Raw genomic sequence first — 17,776 nt, forward strand, 5'->3', positions numbered from 1 at the left:
ATCCTCGGCTCAGGCGCCGGTGTCGATGAAGCCGTGGTGGGCGATCTCGATCGTCTCGGTGAGGATGTCGGCCGGGCCCTTGGCGACGCTCGGGCCGGTCCAGCGGACGGGGATCACGTCGACGAGCCCCCAGCGCGCGACGACGGTGCCGTCACTCGTCATCGCGGTGATCTGCCCGGTACGCCGCTTCACGCCACCGGCAAGTCCCGAGATCCAGCGCGCGACCCGCTCGGTCTCCTTCGTCAACGGCCGGCTCAACTTGATGTTCGGAAACTTCAGCCGGGACGGGATCTGTACGACGTACCCGTTGTTCCCACCCTCCGACCGCTGCTCGATCACCACCTCACACCCGAGCCCGTCGCAGCTCGTGAACATCCCCAGATCCAGCTGATCCACCTGCACCAAGAACCGGACCCCGACGGCCGGCATCAACTCAGCAGCACCGGTACTCATCACCACATCCGATCCATCAACGTCCCGGTCCGTTCCCGATCAACCCACAACTCAGCCCGCAACCGCCGGGCAATCGGCTCATACAACCGCCGAGCCAACCCGTCCACCTCCGCCGCCGACATCCCCACCCCGCCCGCCCCACTCCCCGCACCACCTACCGCGCTCCCCGCGCCTCCCGCCCCCTCCGCGCCACTCCCCAGCGCCGCCCCGACGCCCGAGGATCCATTCCCCGCCCCACCTTGCGGGATAGCCACCGAGGTCGCCCCGCCCGCACTCTCCACCACGCTTCCTTCAACCACCCCGCCGTAGGCCGGTACGACGGGATCGCCCGCTCCACTGACACCCACACCACCGCCTCCCGCTCCACCACCACCACCACCCGCCCCGCCTGCGCCCGCGCCCGCCGACCCTGCCACTGCTGCCCCAGCCACGGCCGGCGGCCTCGGTACCGCGAGCCGCCCTCCCCCGACGCCACTCACCAGACCCCCGGAAGCCCCCACCGACGACAACGAGCCCACCGCCCCAGCCGACTCCGTCGAGTCGGCTGAGCTGGGTGAAGCCGATCGGTTCAAAGAGACAACCGGCTGCGCCGAACCGCTCCCCGAACCGGACGAACCATCCGGCCCCAACCCCCCAACCTCAGAAACCAACCCCCGCTCCCCGATCAACGCGACGGTCGCCCCCTCACTCCCCACCAACTCCTCAAACCCCCCAGCCACCACAGGCCCGCCAGAACCCACCGCCCCCACCCGCCCAGCCAAAGCCCCAACGCTCGCAGCCAGCGCCGCACCACCGTCGCCAAGACCGCCTGTCGCCCCACCGACAGCTGCACCAAAGCCGTTGGACGCCTCACCAGCAGCTGCGCGGACACCACCGACCGGACCACTGCCAGCTGATCCACCTACTTCAGATCCACCCACCACTGAGCCGCTTGCTGATGCTCCGCCCACGCCTGCTCCGCCGCCGGGGACCTGCCCCGCGCCGAGGGTGTTGGAAGCTCCGCCGGCGGCTGCGCGGACGCTACCAACCGAGCCACTGCCAGCTGAGCCACCCACCGCCGACCCGCCTGCTACCGACCCGCCGCCGGGAACCTGCCCCACGCCGAGGCCGCCGGCGGCGTCGAGCAACGCGCCCACAGACGAGCTCCCCAACAGCCCACGCTCACCACCACCAGCTCCACCGGTGACGCCAGAACCACCACCTGCACCAGAGGAGCCGAGATCTGCGCCGACGTTGTTGGCGGCTGCACCGACTTCATTGGCGGCTGCGCCGAGGTTGTTGGTGACTACACCGAGGTTGGAAGGTCCGCCAGCGGCTGTGCGGAGGCTACCGACCGGCCCGCTGCCAGCTGAGTCACCTACTACAGATCCACCTACGACTGAGCTGCTTGCTGATGCTCCGCCTGCTACTGCTCCGCCGCCGGGGACCTGACCCGTGCCGAGGTCGTCGGAGGGGTTGAGTGACGCGCCCACAGACGAGCTGCTCAAGAGGCCGCGCTGTGCCAAGGCAGGCGCCTGCGCCTCCGTGGTGGCTCCAGCAGTTGCCTTCGCAGCGGTGGCGATGCCCGTGCCTCCGCTTGTCTCGACTGCTCGGCTTGTGCCGGCCGGTCCACTGGCCGCACCTCCAGCGGCTGTTCCTGCGCCGGGGCCGGCAGCGGCGCCAACGCCGGCACCGCTGCCGGTTACTGCACCGACGCCGGTTGCGGTGCCGGTGCTTGCACCAGCACGCCCGCCTGCGTCGGCGTCTCCGGAGGCGTCGTTGAGGGTTCCGGGGGCGGAGGTGGCGCCTAGGAGGGGGCGGGTGGGGGTGCTGGAGGTTAGGGCTTGGGCCGCTTCGGGGGTGATGGGAGCGCCGAGGCCGGCCCGGCGGCGGGAGAGAGCGGCGGGCTGGGGTGCTTGGCCTGCCGACGTCGCCGGGCCGGCCGACTGGGGTGATGACGCGGTGGGAACGCCTGGGCCGAGAGGGTCGGCCGCGCCGAGGTCTGAGGTGAGGTCAGAGAGGGTCGAGCGGCTGAGGTCCATGGGCGAAGCGACGGAGAGCAGGGTCGCAGCATCTGTACCGGTGACACCGGCCGGCGCGGCCACAGCGTTCATACCGGCTGTAGCGCTCAGCCCGTTGGCGTTCGGAGCAGCGGCGCCCAGCCCGGCGGCGTTCGGAGCGATGGCGCTCAGCCCGGTGGCGCTCGGAGCGATGGCGCTCAGCCCGGTGGCGCTCGGAACGGCGGCGCCCAGCCCGGTGGCGCTCGGGGCGGAGGCGCTCGGGGCGGAGGCGTTCGGGGTGGTGGCGCTCGGGGTGGTGGCGTTTGGGGCGGTCGAGGTGCTTTGTCCGGTGGGAGTCGTGCCGGATGGGGGCGCTGATCCGGACGGCGTGGGGGCTGCCGAGGCAGGGACTACGGGAAGTGCGCGTCGGGCGAGCGTGGGAGGCGGGGCGATGGTCTGGGCGTTGCCGGGCGCGGATGCAGTTGCTGTGGGCAACGAGGTGATGGTGGGGAGGGTGCCGAGCAGGCCAGTGGAGTCGTCCTGGGCAGGCGAAGTACCGGAGGTCACCGGACTGGGGAGGGAACTGGACGCAATCGGGGGTAAAGAACTCCCCACCCCACCGGATGACACGCGGCCGCCAGAGAAGGTACTGCGGAGCGATTGGAAGGCTCGCACCAAGGGCGACTGCTCACCTGCCGGCGGTTGGCTGACCTCCAGGTCCGTCGTCGGCTGGAAAGGCTGGGGGGTGCCCGGTGTGACCAGGTTGCCCACCACGCCGCTCGGGGCGGTGGGGTCCAGCTGGTGAGAGAGTTCGCCGGTGAACGCCGGGGAGCGCCAGGACGGAATCCAGTCGCCGGTTGCCGGGCGCAAGGTCGAGGGGGCGTTGCCGATGGCACCGATCCCGGCCACTTAGTCCCCCTCGGTGATGCGGCGGTTGATTTTGGAGATTTCGTCGACGAAGCGCAGGCGGGCCGGGTGTTCCAGGTCGAGGATGTCGTTCAGGGGCCAGTGGAAGTGGTAGGCGACGTACGCGATCTCCTCCTGCAGCCGGTCGGTCGCGTACGTCAGGATTCCCCCAGGCGGCCGCCGGCGATGTCGACGGCGAAGGCCTGGCTGCAGGACGGGCAGGTGACCGAGGCGCGGGTGTGGCCCTCGGAGTTGATCCGGCGGTACAGGTCCTGCAGGAAGGCGACATCAGAGGCGAACATGTTCTCCACCACCGAGCCGTCGATCCGCGCGACATCGCCCAAACGGGTGATCACCCGGGCGAGCAGGACGACGGTGGTGAAGGCCGGGTTCTCCTGCACACGCGCGTCGTACAGCGGCAGCAGTTCGTCCCGCGCCGTCGCCAGCCGCATCGTCCCCGACTTGTGCACCCGCCCGTCGCCATCGACGTACCCACGTGGCAGCTCGAAGTCGAACTCCGTCCGCATCCGCTCCGGTTCAGCAACAGCCGCCGAAGAAGATGCCGGTACTACGGCCGCGTCCGCGACCGCCGTACCGTGCGTCCTGCGCATCAGGCGTACTCCATCTCGTCCCAGCAGACCGTGAACTTCTCGGTCAGCGGCTCGGTCGAGCCGGCCTTGAGCGAACCGCCGAGCTCGACGTCCTTGACCCAGACGTTGCGGAAGTTGAGCCGCTTGAGCTGCTGGCCGTCGGAGGTGTAGATGCATACCTCCGCGGTCTTGCGGGCGCCCTTGATGTCGCCCTGCATGACGGACTTCAGCCAGTCGGTGACCGTCTTGGAGTCGGTCAGGCCCCGGGTGACGGTGAACTGGCCGGGCTTGGACCGGCCCATCACCTGGCGGGCGACGTACTTGCCGTCCTTGGCCTGCTCCTGGTAGCTGACCATGTCGACCTCGGCCTTGAGCCCGGAGACCTCGATGACGTACGGCACCTCGATCCCGTCGACCGAGACGCTGAAGGAATACGCGGTCGCCATGTCCATGGCGTCGGCGAGCGGCATGACAATCTCCTTGGATTAATGGGTGTTACTCGTTGACGAGACTGGTGCCGCCGGAGAACTGCGACAGCTGGAAGACGACGAACTCGGCCGGCTTGACCGGCGCGATCCCGATCTGGCAGGTGACCTGGCCGGCGTCGATCGCCTCGGCCGGGTTGGTCTCCCGGTCGCACTTGACGAAGAACGCCTCGTCCGCGGTCAGCCCGAACAGCGCGCCCTTGCGCCACTCGTTGATCAGGAACGAGCTGATCGTGCGCCGGATCCTGGCCCACAGTGCGTCGTCGTTCGGCTCGAAGACGACCCATTGGGTGCCGCCGAGGATGGATTCCTCCATGTAGTTGAACAGCCGGCGCACGTTGACGTAGCGCCAGGCCGGGTCGGACGACAGCGTGCGCGCGCCCCAGATCCGGATCCCGCGGCCGGGGAACGAGCGCAGGCAGTTCACCCCGATCGGGTTCAGCAGGTCGTGCTCGGCCTTGGTGATCTGGGTCTCCAGCGCGATCGCACCCCGGACCACCTCGTTGGCCGGCGCCTTGTGCACACCGCGCGTCTCGTCGGTCCGGGCCCAGATGCCGGCCGCGTGACCGGACGGCGGGACCAGGATGTTGCGCCCGGACGCCGGGTCGAAGGTCTTCGCCCAGGGCCAGTACAGGGCCGCGTACTTCGAGTCGTACCCGGCCTGGTTCATCCGCCAGTCCTTGATCTGCTGGGCGTTCAGCGCCGGCGGCGGGTCGAGGACCGCCATCCGGTTGCCCATCAGCTCGCAGTGCGTGATCACGGCCTGCTGGACCGAGTGCACGGTCTCCAGGTCGATCGCGCCCTGCTGGTACGCGCTCATCAGGTCGGGGACGGCGACGATGGTGACGTCCTCGATCGCCTCCAGCCCGGAGAAACCGGTGCGCTGGGCAACGTCTCCGACGTAGTCGTCCGCGCCGACTCCCTCGACCGCGGCCGGCGCCGGGGCGACCAGTTGCTTCTTGCCGTTGGCAACGGGTTCCAGCGCGGCGGAGGCGGCCAGCTCCTCGACCTTCACGGTCTTCGACTTGGCGTTCACCACGGTGGCGATGTTGACGGCCTTGTCCGCGCGGCGGTCCGGTACGACCGGGTCGTACTCCTCCGGCTGGCGGCCGTTGGCCCGGACGGTCAGCTTGACCGCGCCTTCGGGCGGGTTCTCGGCAGCCGTGTCGGACACCTCGATGGAGACGTCGGCGGGCTTGGCGCCATTGAGCTGGGCAACCACCTTGTAGTGCCCGAGCACGGTCTGCGGCGGCCCGGCCGGCAACTGCTTGGCGGCGTCGGCCGAGGTCGAATCCCCACCGATCCGGACGATGTACGCCGCCGAGCCGCCGTTCTGGATGTAGCCGAAGACAGCGTGGGCCAGGTACGAGCCCTCGACGAAGTCACCGAAGGTCTGGGTGAACTGCGTCCAGTTGGTGATCAGGGTCGGGGTGTTCAGCGGACCTTTCTCGGCGAAGCCGACGAACGCCGCAACCGCCGTGCCGACGCCTTCGATCGGCCGCTGCCCGGCCTCCACCTCCTCGACGTAAACACCGGGCGACAAGTACGTCGGCATGGTCACTCCTTCAGCTGGTCTGGTCTCGGATCAAGCGTCGCGGTCCGGGCGCGGAGCCGGTACGTCCTGCAGGTCCCAGCAGAGGGAAGCAAGGCCTGCACGTAAGGGCAATCACCAATCGACGCCGGTCCGCGGCGCGACGAAGGCTTCCTGGCCGAACTCCTCCTTGTACTGCGAGTTGCACCACCCCTTCGCCGGCCGCGGCTTCACCTCGGCCAGGTCGACGCCGGCCATCTTGGCCGTCTCCAGCGCCTTGTCCACCGCCTTCTCCCACAGCGGGTAGACGTGATCGCGCAACTCGTTGAACGCGGTCACCATCACGATGACGCTGGGGCTGCTGAAGTGGAACCCGTCCCGTTTGGACCGCTCCGCGCCGATCAGCTGGAACTGACGCGTCTGATCGGCCTCGAACCCACGCAGGGCCGGCAGCATGCCCTCTAGGGCAGCCTTGGCACCAGCCTTCTCCCCCGCTGCCTGATCCTCCGCAGTAGGCACGGTCGTGACGGCAGGTGCGTCCACGCCACTGACCTCGACCTGGCGATTGATGATCGAACTGCGGGTCGCCAGTGCCCGCCGCTGCTCGGCCAGCCGGCCCAGCATCTCGCCCAGCGCGCTGGTGGTGAACTGATCCTTCTTGGCCTCGAGACCAGCGGTCAGCTTGTCCAGCTTCTTCAGGCTGCCGTCGATCGACTCCAGTGCTTCCTTGTTCTTGCCGCTGGTCTCCAACGCCGTCACCGGCTTCAGCGGATCACCGTCGACGAGCGAGTCGAAGACAACCTTCTCCGCGGCCATGTCGTTCGGCCATTCGTACGCCTTACCGCCCTCAGCGGATCCGGGCGACCGCACGATACTGGTGATCGCGGCCGCGGCGCCGTCGTGCTCAGCGGCGTACCCCGCCAAGGCGTCGGCGATCTTCTGCCGATCTCCACCAGAAGCCGCGACCGTGCGTCCGGTCGCCTGCCAAGCCGCGAAGTGCCGCGGCGAGGCCACCGGTTTCGACCACGCCTTCGAGTCCTGAGCGACTCCGAAGATGATCGAGAAGTCGTTGTCGTCCAGCTTCATCCCGGCGACATCGGTCTTCTCCTGCGCGACCTTCGCGCCACCGGTGACCAGGCCGACACCGAGCCCGACCGGCGTCTTGGACCAGGTCTCCTTGAGCCTGTCCCAGGTCGCGCCGAAGTCGGTCTCCGAGGTCGACTTGCTGATGTCGCCACTACCGACGTTGCCCGGCCCGACCTGCATGGCCGCGGTTTCCTTCTCCGAATAGCTCAGCTTGCCCCCGAGTGCGGAGACCGAGGCGCCACCGCCGGTACGACCGGTCACACTCGTCGTCGTCCCCGACTCGTCCTTCGTCACCGACCGGTCCAGGCTGTGCGTCTCGTCGATCCCCAACGACACACCGGCCACACCTGCGGTCACCGAATCCGAGGTGGACTCGCCGCTGGACGTAGTACTGGCGCTGATCAGATCGGGATGCTCGACGCCCAACTTGCGCAGGTCGGCGATCGTGGCGCGATCTGCGATCAGGGCGAAGTCGTCGTTGTAGTGCGAATCCTTCGGATCGAGCGTGAAGGTGACCGACTCCCCCGCCTTGCTCGTCGACCCGTGCGTATAGCCACCGCTGGCTGCCTCCATCGAGGCGGTACCACCGGCAGACCAGCCCTTGGTCGTCGCGACGCTGACCGTGATCACGACCTTGCCGCCCTTCACGGCGACCGTGCGCTTCAGCGTCTCGCCCGCGGTGACACCGCCCTCGGCCTTGAGCCCGAACCCGCCGCCGCTTCCCCCGCCACTCAGCTTGGCATCGGCCGTCCCACCGACCTCGAGATCGACGCTGTCGCCTTCGGCCATCGCTGCCGCGCCGGCCGGCGAGAAGGCTGCCGTCTTCAGTCCGCTCAGCAACTGCTGCGCATCGGCGTAACTGCCCTTGGCAGCCGCCCGGATCACGTCGAACTCCTTGCCCGCGCCGCCGGTTCCCTTGGCGTCCAGCGCGGCCAGGTACTTCTTCGTGTCCTCATCGCTGAGCAGGTGAACAAAGGTCCCGGTCAGCGAAGCGGACACGTTCGCCGATCCCGAGACGTCAGACTTCGTGCCGGCCGCCGACTGCTCCCACTCCTTGCTCCCGGTCAGCCCGGCCTTCGCGCCGAGATTGATGGTCAGGCTGACCTGGTACTGCGCCGGCTCCGACCCCTCGACCTTCTTGACGTCGACGACGAACTTGCCGTCCATCCCGACCGTCTGCCCGGTCTTGACGCCGCTCTTGCTCGTCTGGCCCAGGCCCGCAGTCGCCGACTTGTACGCACCAGCACCGTCTGGACCGGCGATGACTCCCTGCGCGGACGTCTTGGTCACCTCGGTGCCGGTCTGGCTGGTCGTGATCGATCGCTCGGTCCCGAGCTTGCCATCGCCCCGCTTGACCCCGAAGCTCTCCTTCGTACCGGCCTTGTAGTCGCCCAGCTCGACGTTGCTCTCGCTGGTCCTGGACCAGCCCGAGGTGTCGTACTTGTTCGAGACGGAGCTGCTCGTCTTGGTCGTGCCGCCCTCGCTGTCGACCTCGGTGGTGTCGCTGCTGATCCCGGACGTGTACGCCGGACCGCCGGAGCCCAGCTCGAACTTCTGGTTCTTCCCGCTCACCGTGGTGTTCTGGCCCTGGGTCAGCGTCGTCTTGTCGTCGACCTTCAGCGCCCAGCCCGACGCGTCCACCGTGTTCTTACTGACCTTCTGGTTGCTCGCGGCAACATCTGCGGTAGCGCCCCGCCGGGCCAGCAGCTCGTTCAGCTGCCCGTCCGCGACGCCGGGCTGGTCCAGCAGCAACAGGTCGGCATCCGCCTTGGCATAGGCGTCGAGAGCGCGTTCCTGCCTGGCGGTGAGCTCTGCCTTCGCCTCCTTTCCGCGCTCGGTGATCTCCTTGCTCTCCTCGAGCCCCTCGAGTTCGAGGAGCAGTTCCTCGCGTTCCTGATAGTCCCGCAGCAACTGGTCCTTGAGCTCGAGCAGGGGTAGACGCAACTGCCCGGCCTGCTGGCGTACATCGACCATCGCCTGGTTTCCCGCCGCGCTTCGCAGGTCCGCCGGCAGGGTGTCCGGGTTCGCATCCGTGGTCGACCGCGTGGCGGGAGTCGGCGCGACGTCGTAGTCGGGGTCCATCACCGTACTCCGGGTGAAGGTGGCAGCCGGCCGAGCTTGGTGTACTCGTGATCCACGGCGGTGATCAGGTCGGCCATCGTGACCGCTCGCCCGGCCGCGGCCGCGTAGTACGCCGCAGTGACGACGGCCGACCGGATGTCGCCGCCGGCGAGGTCGAACGCTCCGGCGAGCACGGACAGGTCGAGCGACGGGTCGCGCGGTACTGCGTTGCCGAGGCAGCGGTCCCAGAGCAGCAGCCGCTGATCCTCGTCCGGCTGGGCGAAATGCACGACCATGTCGAGCCGGCGGCTGAACGCGTCGTCGAGGTTGGCGCGCAGGTTGGTGGTGAGGATCGCGAGGCCGTCGAAACTCTCCATCCGCTGGAGCAGGTAGGCGACCTCGACGTTCGCATAGCGATCGCGCGCGTCCTGGACATCGGACCGCTTGCCGAAGATCGCGTCCGCTTCGTCGAACAGCAGCACCCCGTTCACGCCGGTCGCCTCGGTGAAGATCCGTTCGAGGTTCTTCTCGGTCTCACCGATGTACTTGTCGATCACGGTCGCCAGGTCGACGACGTACAGATCGACGCCGAGCTCACGCGCGATCACCTCGGCCGACAGCGTCTTGCCGGTGCCGGATTCGCCAGTGAACAAGGCGGATACGCCCGCTCCGCGACCGCCACCCGGACGCATTCCCCAGCCGCGGATCACCTGCTCGCGATGCCGCGCCCGGATCGCGAGTTCGCGCAGCCGATCGAGTTGGTCGTCCGGCAGCACGAGGTCCTCCCACGAGACGGCGGGGATGATCCGGCGCGACAACCGCTCCAGCCCGGCGCCGTTCTGCGACCGCGCACCGGCTCGCAGGATCTCCCCGTTCACCAGTACGCCGTCCAGCGCCGCCCGCGTGCCGGCCGCCTCGGCGGTCCGGGCGATCTGGTCGACGTCGAGCCGGAAGGTGGCGGTTTCCGCGGCGGCGTCCAGGTCCGAGGTGGTCGACTCGGGCGGCAGCATCGCGTGCCACAGAGTCGCACTCTGGCTCGCGGTCAGCGACGGCGCATCCAGTACGGCGGGTACGACGGCCGACCACGACGGGTCCCACGTGGGTGTGCCGATGAGTACGACGGGGACGGGCGCGACTGTGAGTGCGCGCAGGACGTCGGGCCTGATCGATTCGACCGGGGCGGCCAGGACGCCGGCCGATCTGAGTCGGGCGTGGCGGGCCGTCGTACGGGCGAAGGAGACTGCATCGACGTCGGCCGGGAGGCGGGCCAGGTCGAGGGAGAGGACGCCGAGGCCGAGTTTGGCGAAGGCGGTCGCGGCCAGGCCTTTGGCGGCGCTCCCCGGCTTCTCGCGCAGGTAGACGGGCTGACCGGGGCGCAGTACGCGGATCAACTGCTCGGTCGAGTTCTCGAGCTCGCTGTAGACGACGAGGGGTGACGGCAGGACGAGATCGTGCAGCGCGGGCTCGGTCGCGTAACCGCCGATCAGGTACGCCGTCACTTGGTCCGGGACCCGGATCGCCCTGGTCAGGAAGGGACGAGCCGGATCTTCCAGCTCGATCAGCCCACCCGCGATCAACGGAGCCGAGATGTCGAAGCGGGCTCGCGCTCCAGCGTCGGCCGAAGGAATGGCGAGCAGGTCGAGCGCGAGTCGCGGGGTCGCGCGGCGCCGGGACACGTCGTCGTTGAGGTAGCCGTAGAGCTGCTCGAAGCGCGCGTCGAGATCGGGCGCGACCGCGATGAGCAGGATCTCGACGTCGAGGTCGGTCAGGCCGAACGAGCGGATCAGGCCGCGCAGGCGGGGCGTCGTACCGTCCGCCTCCATCGCGTCGCCGGCCGCCTCGACCTCGGCCAGCTTCCCGGCGAGCTCATCGGGAACCCCGACCGGTCGGCCTGCCAACAGACTCTCGACGGCGGCTGGAGTCAGGAACAGACCACGAAACGCGTCGTTGGGCGCCGGGTCGAGCGGCTTGCGGAGCGCGACGAGCGCCCGGACGCGCTCCTCGACCAGCGCCAGCCGGCCGAGGAGGTAGCTGAGTCCCGCAGTCACTCGACCGCCTGATCCCGGTCGGCAAGCTCGACCTGCAACGGCTCGACGATCGCCGGTCCGGCAGCGGTCAGGCGACCGGCCTCGATCGGCAACGAAAGCACGACATCGATCGATGGCCGCAGCTCACCGCCGAGCGCGGACCAGACGTCGGCAAAGGAACGGTCGTCCTCGGGCGGCAGACCGATCGCGAGGCCCACCGGAGAAGGTGCTTCAGGCAACAAATCCGCCGGTACCACGTCATGCACCAGCAAGGTGTCGAGCAACTGGCCGAGCAGCCGGTGCTCGTCCTCGGCCCGCTGACCCCAGACGCTCAGCAGGTAGAACAGCCGGAAGATCCGCGGCGGCGTCTGCCGGGCGACGACCCGGCCGCTCTCGTTGAACCGTGGCACCAGGCCGCTCGACCGGCGACGGGTATCCTCGCGGATGTCGTACAGGAACAGGTTCACGGCCGGTCCGTTGCGCTTGCCGGCCCACTCCTTCGTCGGCGGATCGAACACCACCTGCACCCGCGCGGCGTCGAGCAGCTCACGGCGCAGCAGGGCGGCCAGGGCACCGTCGGCTTCGGAGATCACTGTGCCAAGCTAGGTTCCGGCGGTGATCGCGGGCAGGTGCGCGAGCGCCGTACGAAGGGTCCGGCTGGTTGCCCCATCAGGCAGCCGGATGCTGCCGGAACCCCTGTGGTTGGGGACATTGCGCGGTTGGGCAGACACTGCTGCCCCGCAGGCGGCGCGGCGCGCTCTGCCCGCCGGACCGCCACGACGGTTTGCTGGTCGGCGTGAGCCGTATTCCGCGTGTCCCGACCGCGATCGTCGCCGCTGCCGCCCTCCTGACGGCAGGCCTCGCCGTGCTCTCCTTCGGCCGGAACGCCTCGGCCGCGCAGGAGACCCCGGACTTCGTCCTCGCCTCCTCCGGCCTGGGCAACGCGTTCTCCTACCGCTCCGCGATCAGCAGCGACGGCCGGTACGTCGCCTACCAGAGCATCGAGAGCGACAAGCTCAAGCTGCGCCTGCGGGACGTCACCAGCGACCAGACCTTCGAGCTCCCCACCAACGACACCGAGGCCAGTACGCCGTCGGTCTCGGGCGACGCCGGTCTGGTCAGCTTCATCGGCGACGTCGCCGGCGGCACCCAGTCGCAGCCCAAGGACCCGGACATCTACGTCGTCGACCGGCGGACTCCCGACGCTCCGAAGGTCAAGCCGGTGACCGAGACGGCGAACGACCTGCCGTACCAGCGGATGGTCCACTGCGCGATCAACACCGGCGACGGCGACGACTCCGGCTGCGAGCCCCAGCTGTCGAGGGACGGCACCACGCTGGTCGCTCCGGTCGTTCAGTCGGTCGACTCGCCGCGGCTCAGCCTGGGGATCCCCGGTATGAACCTGAACACCGACCGCGGACTGCTCCCGATGATGGACAACTTCTACCTCGGCGAGTCCACCCTCACTGTCACCAACAACGGCACCCTGCCGATCGTCTACCCCGAGACCGGGCCGATGATCGAAGGCCCCGGCTTCAGCGTCAAGAGCACCACCTGTGCGAACACGCTGGCTGCCGGCGCCAGCTGCACCGTCACCGTCCACTCCGACGCCGTTGGCCAGTGCGGCTCCCAGAACTTCGGCCAGCTCCGGCTGCCGGCGACCACGAGTGGTGGTCAGACGGCCGTCAGCCTGCTCGACTTCGGCCAATGCCTTCTGCTGAAGGCCTTCCCACCGTCCGCGCAGGCTGCGGCGGCTCCGGACTGCACCGGGCCGAGCCAGTACAAGTGGGGCCTGCCGATCGGTGACGACCCGACGGTCGCCAGCGAAGGACACCCGATCCGCGTCTTCGGCGTCGGCGCCGTCCCCGCCAACGAGCTGGGCATCACCGCACTGAACATCCAGAACTACTCGGACACGCCGCAGGCTCCGCTGCTGACTTCTCCCGGCTGTCAGCTCAAGCTCGTTCTGCCGGCCGACGCCGACCCGGCGACGAGCTGCAAGCCCGGCGAGCCGATCGCCCCGCAGAGCGGCTGCACGGCGTACGTCGAGTACATGTTCCCCGACGTCGCGCCTTTCCTCGGTACGCTGCGGGTCGCGGGCTCAGCGACGTACCGGATCAGCGGTCACGCCACCCGGCGAGCGGTCGCGGCCTGGCGGGATCCGGGGGCCGCAGGCAACTTCGGGCCCGCGCAGCTGGTGAGTGTCCAGGGCACCGACAACGTTCCGATGGACGCGACCGGCCCGACGGTGTCGGCGAACGGGCGGTGGGTCGGCTTCACTTCGGTGGCCTCGCTCGGCCGTCCGGACGTGGACCCGAACGCCGCTCAGTCGCCGACTCAGGTCTACCTGCACGACACCGATGCGGACGGCGACGGCACGCACAAGCCAGGCCAGACCGTGCTGGCGTCACTGAAGGCCGACGGGTCGTTGCCACTGACGGCGGACGAAGGGTCGGTCTCAGACGACGGAAGCCGGATCGCCTTCACCAGTTGGGAACCGACGACCGGAGCACCGAACCAGGACCACTTCAAGCAGGTCTACGTCCGGGACCGGGCCACCAGCCGCAGCATCCTCGCGTCGGCCGGTCCAGACGGGACCAGCGCCGACGAGTGGACCGACAATCCGCGGCTGTCCGGCGACGGCGGCACGGTCGTCTACCGGTCCGGCGCGTCGAACCTAGGCGTCGGTGACCTGGCCGGCGGCCGGATCATCGCGCGCGATCTGACCAAGGACCTGGCCGGCGGCCGCGGCGCCAACGAGCTGATCTCGGTCCGCGCGGACGGCCTCGGCCGCAACGGCTCCGACCGCTTCCCGAGCGTCAGCCAGGACGGGACCCAGGTCGCCTTCGCCAGCAACGACTCGATGCTCACCAGCGACAACACCAACGGCGACAACGACCCGGACGTCTACCACGCCCGGCGGGCAGGCAGCGTCACGATCGCCCCGGTTCCCCTGGACTTCGGCACCGTCAAGGTCGGCGCCACGAGTGGCACGCAACCGCTGACGCTGACCAACGACGGGCTGGCGCCGGTACGGTTCGCGAAGCCGGATCTCTACAACCCGCGGGAGTTCTCGCTCGCCGGCGACCAGTGCACCGGGATGATCCTGCGGCCGGGGCAGAGCTGTTCGTACCTGCTCACCTTCCATCCCGCGTACGTCGGTCCGCGGTCCGAACGGTTCGCGGCGGACACCGACGGCGGCGCGCAGCCGACCTACGTGCAGACCACGCTGCAGGGCGCCGGGAGCAGCGATGCGCGGACGCCCGGTGAGACGTCGCACGTGTCGACGAACGAGGGCCGGCACACCGATCCGTCGATCAGCGACAACGGTCAGTTCGTCGCGTACAAGACCAGTCCCGAGAACCCCGACGCGCCGGCCGAGCAGATCAACGTCAAGGATCAGGCGACCAAGCAGATCACCCAGTTCGCCTCCCATGACGGCGTCGGCCCGACGACGATCTCGGCGGACGGGACGCGGGTCGGGTACAACGCGGTCGACAGCGCCGCGCAACCCGGGGACGGCAAGCGCCACCGGACGATGGTCGCCGACAAGGCCGGTGCGCACCCGATCAGCGGCACCGAGACCGACCTGCGCTACCAGCGCTACGCGGAGTGCAATCGCCGCGAGGCCGGTGACAGCGATCGGCAATGCCGCCCGGCGCTGTCCGGCGACGGCAAGACGATCGCCTATCCCGCCCATCTGGACCCGCGGGCGAACTGGCTGAAGCTCGAGGTCAGCACCGGGAGCCAGGACCCGGTCGATGTGTACGACGTCATCGACTTCGGCACCTCGTCGGCCGGCCAGAAGCTCACCGTGACCACCGATCGGCCGATCCGCTTCACCGGTCCGCCGACGACCGATCCCGACTCGGGTTTCATCGTCGCGGACGGCAGCACTTGTACCGGCGTACTGGAGGCCGGGGCCAGCTGCACGGCCGAGCTCTACCACCAGGCCTGCGGCGGGAAGCTCACCGGCGTACTGCGGCTGCACGGTGCGACTCCCGATGGCCAGACGGCCATTCCGTTGATGAGTGACGACACCTGTATCCACTTGACCGGTGGCGAGGTCGACAAGCCGAAGGTGCGGGCGGCGGACTGCGCGCCGATCCCGCCGGCGCCCTACACGCCATACGCGTCGGGCGCCGGCAAGACCAACGCGGACAATCCGCTGGTCAGCGACTCGTCCGAGGTCGGCACGGCCAACTACATGGCGACCGTGGTCGGCGGCGTGGCGACGGACCAGACCCTGAAGTTCCAGTCCGGTTGCGACTTCGGCCTGGTCCAGGTGACCGAACCCGATCCGGACAAGCCCAAGCCCTGTGTCAACGGGCAGGTGCTCCCGGCGAACACCACCTGCACCGCTGTGATCGGCTTCCGGCCCGAGGCCGCCGACGTCTCGTCGGCCACCCTGTATGCGTCCGGCGGGACCAGCACCCTGTACCGCTTCACGTCGCGCGGGTTCCAGGACGTCGTACTGACCCGGACGGATCCGGCCGGTGACGGGTCCTTCTCGGGTCCGGTCCGGATCGGCAGCCGGGACGACGCGGGACAGCCCATCGATGGGACCGAGCCGTCGCTGTCGGCCGACGGTCGCTACCTGGCGTTCGCGTCGTCGGCGATCATCGGCCGGCCGGCCGGGTTCAGCGATCAGGTCTACCGGCGTGATCTGGTCTCCGGTCGCACGATCCTGGTGTCGCAGATGCCCGACGGCGAGGTCTCGACCAAGGGTGCGTTCGCGCCGTCGCTGTCCGCCTCCGGCGACCGGGTCGCGTTCGTCACCGACGGCTATCGCAACCACGGTTTCGCCGCCAAGAGCAAGCCGACCGCTCGCGAGGCCTATGTGACCCGCAAGAAGGCTGCGGCGGTCAAGGCGGACGACAATCCCTTGTACTACCCGAGCGAGGTCTGGGCCCGGGACATCGGTTCGGGCAAGACCGTGCTCGTGTCGGCTGCTTCGGGGAAGCCGACCACCGAAGGCGACGGCTTCAGCTGGGACCCCTCGCTGTCCGATGACGGGTCGACGGTCGGCTACACCTCGACCGCGGACGATCTGGTCACCGAGGCCGGCAACAACGGGGACGCGATCTACGTGCGCAATCTGGACCCGGACTTCTCCGGCGCAGCGGTGGCCGAGCGCTTCAACGAACGCGTCTCGCTGACGGCCGACGGCGCAGTACCTCAGGACGAGGGCGACAGCGACGCGGCGGCGCTCAGCTCCGACGGCGCCTTCACGGCCTTCGACTCCACGTCGAAGCTGGCTGGCACCGACACCGACGACTACCGGGACGTCTACGTACGCCGCCGGCCGGCCCAGCTCGTGATCGAGCCGGTGTCGGTGAACTTCGGTGGGGTGCAGGTGGGCAAGACGTCGAGTGCGCGGGAGTTGATGGTGCGCAACCTCGGACCTGGGCCGGTGGCTGCTGGGCCGTCGAAGGTCGATCCGCCGTTCGCTGCCGGTACGCATGTTTGCAAGGTGACGTTGCATCGGGGCGAGAGCTGCACGGTCGACGCGCGCTTCGTGCCTGTGGTGGCGGGAACGGTCAACGGGGTGCTCACGTTGCCGAGCACGCAGGGGTACTTGGCTGGGCCGTCGGTCTCGGCCGGGCTGACCGGCACGGGTACGACGGTGCCGCCGGTCGCGGGGTTCAGCGTCGTACCAGGGAAGCTTGCCTTTGGTTCGTCGGAGGTCGGTAAGGCCGGGCCGGCGTCGAAGGTGACGTTGCGGAACACGGGTCAGGTCGCGCTCTCTGTCGCGGCGGGACTGACCTCGGCGGGCGACTTCGGAGTGGACGACACCGCCTGTACGACGTTGATGCCCGGGGCAACTTGTGACTTTCCGGTCAGCTTCGTGGCCCGGAAGGCGGGTGCGCGGGTCGGGTCGATCCTGTTCCGGCCGAGGTCGCAGGATCCGCTGGTCAAGAGTCCTGCTGATGTGACGGTGGGGCTGAGCGGCGTCGGGGTGGGCAAGCCCGGAGCGGCGGTGGCCTCGATGACGGTGACACCGAAGCTGCTGGTCTTCGGCCCGCAGATCCTCACGACGGCGAGTGCTCCGCAGGCGGTGGTCGTCACCAACACGGGGAACGTGCCGCTGAACGTCAGCGGGCTGACCGCGGCGCGCGACTTCACTGCTGCTACGGCTGTTGCTTGCCGGACGCTGTTGCCCGGGCAGGCTTGCCAGGTCGCTGTGCGGTTCGTACCGCGGGCGCTTGGTACGCAGGCTGGCGCGGTGATGGTCTCTGCGACTGCTACAGGGGCTGCTGCTCCGTTCCCGGCGTTGGTGCGGATGTCGGGGGCTACTGCGGCGCCGACGCTGGTTGTCGAGCCGCCGGTGGTTCGGCCCGGGCAGATCGTGCTGGCGACTGGTACCAACTTCCCACCGGGGCAGGCGGCGGTACTGGCTTGGAAGAACGGGCTGGGGACGCAGAAGGTGGTTGCTGACCAGGCTGGGCGGTTCCAGGACGCAGTACTGGTGTTCCGGCGGGACGTGCTGGGGCAGCGGTTCCTCACGGCGACGATGGCGGCTCAGCCGGTGCCGGTGCTGAGTGCTCCGGTGCTGGTGATGCCGCTCGGCCCGCAGCCTCCGAACTTCGTCCTCCGCTGGTGAGGACAGCACGGTGCCGGACAGCAAAGGGCCGAACCGAGCTGAGCCCGGTCCGGC

At 69.2% G+C, this 17,776-nt stretch carries 10 protein-coding genes; 2 read left to right on the top strand and 8 right to left on the bottom strand.

Going from position 1 to position 17,776, the window contains the following annotated elements; all coding sequences use genetic code 11:
• Positions 1-9: 9 nt before the first annotated feature.
• Complete coding sequence (locus ABD768_RS30070) at positions 10-453, bottom strand: phage tail protein (protein WP_343965865.1); 444 nt, start codon at positions 451-453, stop codon at positions 10-12.
• A gap of 2,019 nt (positions 454-2,472) precedes the next feature.
• On the opposite strand from ABD768_RS30070, the gene ABD768_RS30075 reads away from it, so the two are divergent.
• The gene (locus tag ABD768_RS30075) at positions 2,473-3,237 is read left to right on the top strand and encodes a hypothetical protein (RefSeq protein ID WP_344846276.1); all 765 of its coding nucleotides are present in this window, start codon (positions 2,473-2,475) and stop codon (positions 3,235-3,237) included.
• 104 nt (positions 3,238-3,341) lie between these two features.
• On the opposite strand, the gene ABD768_RS30080 is transcribed toward ABD768_RS30075, so the two are convergent.
• The 7 genes from ABD768_RS30080 to ABD768_RS30110 form a co-directional block, all read right to left on the bottom strand.
• Positions 3,342-3,560 carry a DUF6760 family protein gene (locus tag ABD768_RS30080; RefSeq protein WP_343966599.1) on the bottom strand — a complete coding sequence of 73 codons (219 nt, stop codon included), beginning with the start codon at positions 3,558-3,560 and terminating at the stop codon, positions 3,342-3,344.
• Positions 3,497-3,949, bottom strand: coding sequence for a hypothetical protein (locus tag ABD768_RS30085; protein WP_343965872.1), 453 nt, complete (start codon positions 3,947-3,949; stop codon positions 3,497-3,499). The genes ABD768_RS30080 and ABD768_RS30085 overlap by 64 nt, the downstream gene beginning before the upstream one ends.
• A complete protein-coding gene (locus ABD768_RS30090) occupies positions 3,949-4,398 on the bottom strand; it encodes a phage tail protein (protein ID WP_343965874.1) in 450 nt (149 codons plus the stop codon). The genes ABD768_RS30085 and ABD768_RS30090 overlap by 1 nt, the downstream gene beginning before the upstream one ends.
• A 25-nt stretch (positions 4,399-4,423) precedes the next feature.
• A complete protein-coding gene (locus ABD768_RS30095; protein WP_343965877.1) occupies positions 4,424-5,968 on the bottom strand; it encodes a phage tail sheath family protein in 1,545 nt (514 codons plus the stop codon).
• Between the two features lie 111 nt (positions 5,969-6,079).
• Positions 6,080-9,112 (bottom strand): hypothetical protein, encoded by a 3,033-nt coding sequence (locus ABD768_RS30100; RefSeq protein WP_344846279.1) that lies wholly within the window; start codon positions 9,110-9,112, stop codon positions 6,080-6,082.
• Positions 9,112-11,139, bottom strand: coding sequence for an AAA family ATPase (locus ABD768_RS30105; protein ID WP_344846281.1), 2,028 nt, complete (start codon positions 11,137-11,139; stop codon positions 9,112-9,114). The genes ABD768_RS30100 and ABD768_RS30105 overlap by 1 nt, the downstream gene beginning before the upstream one ends.
• Positions 11,136-11,711 carry a Pvc16 family protein gene (locus ABD768_RS30110; protein WP_344846283.1) on the bottom strand — a complete coding sequence of 192 codons (576 nt, stop codon included), beginning with the start codon at positions 11,709-11,711 and terminating at the stop codon, positions 11,136-11,138. Before ABD768_RS30110 ends, ABD768_RS30105 begins: the two co-directional genes overlap by 4 nt.
• Positions 11,712-11,914: 203 nt before the next feature.
• Between ABD768_RS30110 and ABD768_RS30115 the strand changes: the two genes are divergently transcribed.
• Positions 11,915-17,722: a choice-of-anchor D domain-containing protein gene (locus tag ABD768_RS30115; RefSeq protein WP_344846285.1), complete on the top strand. Its 5,808-nt coding sequence runs from the start codon at positions 11,915-11,917 to the stop codon at positions 17,720-17,722.
• Positions 17,723-17,776: the final 54 nt, after the last annotated feature.

Source organism: Kribbella ginsengisoli, assembly GCF_039537185.1.
GTDB lineage: Bacteria > Actinomycetota > Actinomycetes > Propionibacteriales > Kribbellaceae > Kribbella > Kribbella koreensis.